Raw genomic sequence first — 2,022 nt, forward strand, 5'->3', positions numbered from 1 at the left:
CACGCTCACGCAGCTCATCGTTGTACTTCTTCGGTGCGGGCATCGCTGGTGTTCCTCCCAGGTTTCGATGTCTCCATCAAACCCGGTGCGGAACACGAACCCAGGCGGCGACGCTGAAGGACTTGGTCGTGTCGACAACGGGTCCGGCGGTGTGCGCTTGGTTGCCGGCGCCGGTGATGGTGGCGGTGTCGCCCCCAACCAGGTGGGCGTCCCGGGACCAGGTGAGTCCGGCGGCCGTTAGCGGAGTGTCGTTGTGGATCGGTCCGTCGCCGTCGCTGTCCCCAGCGCTCGGCCGGTCGTCGGCCAGGGCCTGCGCTTGGTTCTTCCCCGGGTAGGACTCGAGGCCCCACCGTGCGATGGGGGGTGAGGGCCGGGCGACGGTCACCTCCACCGAGCCTGTGAGGCCAAGGTTTCCTGCCTCGTCGATGCCTCTGGCCCAGAGAATGTTCTTGCCGTACTTGTGGACCGTGAGAGTGACCTTGGCGGTCTTCCCGCCCGGGCCGTCGATCGCCGCCACTTCGCCGAAGTTCGCCGAGGAAGGGGCCGTCGCCAGGACATCGGGCTTGCCGTCGCCGGTGAAGTCGCCGGAAGCGAAGATCGCGCCCCCGGTCGGAATGGTGCCCTTGGACACGCCGGTGCTGTCAAGCCAGCCGCCGCTACCGTTGCCGCGGATGAGCCTGACGTCGCCGGTGCTGTTGATGCGGTACAACATGTCGGTCTTGGCGTCGCCGGAGAAATCGCCCCGGCCGAACAGGGCAGCCCCGTTCCAGCCGGCGCTGATCAGTTCCGAGGCGCCGGTGGTCCAGCCGCCTGTGCCGTTGCCGCGCACCATGTATAGGGTGCCGTCGGTCTTGCGCCACAGCACATCGGCCTTGCCGTCTCCGCTGAAGTCCCCGGGAGAAAAGATCCACGTCGCGGACGACCAGCCGGTGCCGATCTGGACAGAGGTTGTCTGCAGGCCACCGGCAGCCGCGCCCGGACGCATCCAAAGGTTCTGGCTGGCAGCGTCTCGGTAGAGCAGGTCAGGTCTGCCGTCTCCAGTGAAGTCACCCGGGGAGAACAGGTACTGCGCTGCCGACCAGTTGACGCCATCGAGGAGCTCTGGCTCGGCTAGGAAACCACCGCTGCCGTCGCCGCGAACCAGATACAACTGGGGATTCTCCTGGCGTCGGAAGACCACGTCTGGCTTGCCGTCGCCGGACAAGTCGCCGGGGCTGAGCACCGTGCCGTCGGCATACCAGCCGGTGACGGCATTGTTCGGCGTGGTCGAGAATCCGCCTGTGCCGTTCCCCGCGTATGTGGTCAGGAAGTGCAGAGGCGCCGGTGGTCCCGTCCAGCTGTATCGGAACTTTCTGACACCTGCGTCAGTGCTTGATAGGTCGAAGGTTATCGGTTGACCCGGGCCGGGTGTGGTCGCCGCATCCGTAGTGATGACGGGTTCCCGGGGGACAGTGGTGTCGATGGAGAACTCGCACCAGTTGGACCAGCCGCTCCATTGGCTGTAGGGCGCCGGGTCGACGGCGGTAACGCGGAACGCATAGGTCTTGCCGGCCGTGGCCGACACGGGGGCGGTCGTGGCACGCCCGTTCGCCGACGCTGGTGCCGGGGGCGGTGTAGCGGCGATGCGGGGCGGGTAGCTGTCAGTAACGGCGACCATGCCGAGAGGTGGAACGATGATCCACTCGTAGGTGCCGGTCAGCGTCTGGCCGGAGTCCGCGTCCGGATAGACGGCCGAGAAGGTGGGTGCCGTGGTGCCGATCGTGACACCGCCGTCAACACAGGCCACTCCCGCTACCTGTAGGTCCTTGGGCTTAGCGGGCTTGGAGTCGTAGTCAACAACCAGCTTGGCGTTGGCAGGCCGGAACTTCTTCCAGCGGTCCTGCGAAGACTCGTACTCCCCCTGGTCGTTACAGGCACAGAACCCCACTGGGCTTGACCCGATTCGACGGACAGGGTCGATGTGTTGATCTTCAGGCTACCTTGAGGGCGGGTAGCAACCGGATGCTGGTGCCGTTCTCGTAG

1 protein-coding gene is annotated in these 2,022 nt (G+C 66.1%); it reads right to left on the reverse strand.

Annotated features, from left to right (window positions below; genetic code table 11):
- Nucleotides 1-76: 76 nt before the first annotated feature.
- Nucleotides 77-1,927 carry an FG-GAP repeat domain-containing protein gene (locus ACZ6O2_RS36470; protein ID WP_466026213.1) on the reverse strand — a complete coding sequence of 617 codons (1,851 nt, stop codon included), beginning with the start codon at nucleotides 1,925-1,927 and terminating at the stop codon, nucleotides 77-79.
- Nucleotides 1,928-2,022: the final 95 nt, after the last annotated feature.

It is taken from the genome of Micromonospora sp. NPDC048040 (genome assembly GCF_055587185.1).